Here is a 2893-nt window from a genome sequence, read left to right as displayed (position 1 = left end):
AAAAAAGTTATTGACAAAGCGAAAATGAGGTGATATACTGATATAGTTGTCGCTTGAGAGAGCAGACAGGAAAGACCTTTGAAAATTAAAGAAGACGAACCAAACGTGCAGGGGTAGTTTGTAGTTGGAAGACTATAAACTGTCAATGAACAAAACAAATAAATCTGTCAGAAGCAGAGAATGAGTTAAGACTCGAACACGAATGAAAATGAGAGTTTGATCCTGGCTCAGGACGAACGCTGGCGGCGTGCCTAATACATGCAAGTAGAACGCTAACTATTGGAGCTTGCTCTAATAGTGTGAGTTGCGAACGGGTGAGTAACGCGTAGGTAACCTGCCTGGTAGCGGGGGATAACTATTGGAAACGATAGCTAATACCGCATAGGATTCTTTATCGCATGGTAAGGAATGAAAAGGTGCAGCTGCACCACTACCAGATGGACCTGCGTTGTATTAGCTAGTAGGTAGGGTAACGGCCTACCTAGGCGACGATACATAGCCGACCTGAGAGGGTGATCGGCCACACTGGGACTGAGACACGGCCCAGACTCCTACGGGAGGCAGCAGTAGGGAATCTTCGGCAATGGGGGGAACCCTGACCGAGCAACGCCGCGTGAGTGAAGAAGGTTTTCGGATCGTAAAGCTCTGTTGTAAGAGAAGAACGTTAGCGGGAGTGGAAAATCCGCTAAGTGACGGTACCTTACCAGAAAGGGACGGCTAACTACGTGCCAGCAGCCGCGGTAATACGTAGGTCCCGAGCGTTGTCCGGATTTATTGGGCGTAAAGCGAGCGCAGGCGGTTTGATAAGTCAGAAGTAAAAGGCTGTGGCTCAACCATAGTACGCTTTTGAAACTGTCAAACTTGAGTGCAGAAGGGGGGAGTGGAATTCCATGTGTAGCGGTGAAATGCGTAGATATATGGAGGAACACCGGTGGCGAAAGCGGCTCTCTGGTCTGTAACTGACGCTGAGGCTCGAAAGCGTGGGGAGCGAACAGGATTAGATACCCTGGTAGTCCACGCCGTAAACGATGAGTGCTAGGTGTTGGGTCCTTTCCGGGACTCAGTGCCGCAGCTAACGCATTAAGCACTCCGCCTGGGGAGTACGACCGCAAGGTTGAAACTCAAAGGAATTGACGGGGGCCCGCACAAGCGGTGGAGCATGTGGTTTAATTCGAAGCAACGCGAAGAACCTTACCAGGTCTTGACATCCCAGTGCCGGTTCTAGAGATAGAATTTTTCTTCGGAACACTGGAGACAGGTGGTGCATGGTTGTCGTCAGCTCGTGTCGTGAGATGTTGGGTTAAGTCCCGCAACGAGCGCAACCCTTATTGTTAGTTGCCATCATTAAGTTGGGCACTCTAGCGAGACTGCCGGTAATAAACCGGAGGAAGGTGGGGATGACGTCAAATCATCATGCCCCTTATGACCTGGGCTACACACGTGCTACAATGGCTGGTACAACGAGTCGCAAGTCGGTGACGGCAAGCTAATCTCTTAAAGCCAGTCTCAGTTCGGATTGTAGGCTGCAACTCGCCTACATGAAGTCGGAATCGCTAGTAATCGCGGATCAGCACGCCGCGGTGAATACGTTCCCGGGCCTTGTACACACCGCCCGTCACACCACGAGAGTTTGTAACACCCGAAGTCGGTGAGGTAACCGCAAGGAGCCAGCCGCCTAAGGTGGGATAGATGATTGGGGTGAAGTCGTAACAAGGTAGCCGTATCGGAAGGTGCGGCTGGATCACCTCCTTTCTAAGGAAAAGCAAGTTATGAGAACGTTAGGAAATCCGTATGAAAATAGGAAATCTGACGCAGAGTTATTAAACTCTAGGAGGATTTATCTTTTTCACTAGGATTTTAGTTCGCATACAATTGCTCGGAACCTGTACGTTGTCTTCTTTAATTTTGAGAGGTCTTGAGTACATAGGTAGATGTACGGGGCCTTAGCTCAGCTGGGAGAGCGCCTGCTTTGCACGCAGGAGGTCAGCGGTTCGATCCCGCTAGGCTCCATAGGATAGAATCCTACTGAACTGAATAGCAGTGAAGTTGAATTCACGACTAACTTCTTAGGAAAAAAGATAAATCTCCTCGTGTGCAGGACACACTTCGTTGATTTCCTATTTTTCTACAGAAGTTTCGCACAAGCGACCGTCGTTCATATCCTAAACTTGTCCATTGAAAATTGAATATCTATATCAAATAGTAACAAGAAAATAAACCGAAAACGCTGTGAAAGAACGAGAACCTAATTCGAAAGAATTAGAAAAAATAAGGTTAAGTTAATAAGGGCGCACGGTGGATGCCTTGGCACTAGGAGCCGAAGAAGGACGTGACGAACGACGAAATTCCTTGGGGAGCTGTAAGTAAGCAGAGATCCAGGGGTGTCCGAATGGGGGAACCCGGCAGGTAGATACCTGTCACCCATCACTGTTAAGGTGGTGAGGAGGAAGACGCAGTGAACTGAAACATCTAAGTAGCTGCAGGAAGAGAAAGCAAAAGCGATTGCCTTAGTAGCGGCGAGCGAAACGGCAGGAGGGCAAACCGAAGAGTTTACTCTTCGGGGTTGTAGGACTGCAAGGTGGCGATAAAGAGTATAGAAGAATAACCTGGGAAGGTTAGCCAAAGAGAGTAAGAGCCTCGTATTTGAAATATTCTTTATCCCTAGCAGTATCCTGAGTACGGCGGGACACGCGAAATCCCGTCGGAATCTGGGAGGACCATCTCCCAACCCTAAATACTCCCTAGTGACCGATAGTGAACCAGTACCGTGAGGGAAAGGTGAAAAGCACCCCGGGAGGGGAGTGAAATAGAACCTGAAACCGTGTGCCTACAAGAAGTTCGAGCCCGTTAATGGGTGAGAGCGTGCCTTTTGTAGAATGAACCGGCGAGTTAT

Annotated in this window: 1 tRNA gene and 2 rRNA genes (1 of these 3 only partly in view); all 3 read left to right on the top strand. The window is 49.0% G+C overall.

The window, feature by feature from the left end:
- Positions 1 to 204: 204 nt before the first annotated feature.
- Positions 205 to 1752 (top strand): 16S ribosomal RNA (locus E4T79_RS10485).
- 185 nt (positions 1753 to 1937) lie between these two features.
- Positions 1938 to 2010, top strand: a tRNA-Ala gene (locus E4T79_RS10480).
- 262 nt (positions 2011 to 2272) lie between these two features.
- Positions 2273 to 2893 (top strand): 23S ribosomal RNA (locus E4T79_RS10475); it runs 2281 nt beyond the window's last position.
- Together the 16S and 23S rRNA genes with 1 tRNA gene alongside form the textbook arrangement of a ribosomal RNA operon.

This window comes from Streptococcus sp. LYSM12 (genome assembly GCF_004569635.1).
In the GTDB taxonomy this organism is placed as follows: Bacteria; Bacillota; Bacilli; order Lactobacillales; family Streptococcaceae; genus Streptococcus.
Note: the sequence above shows the minus strand (reverse complement) of the source record. Positions and strands in the feature narration are given on the sequence as shown.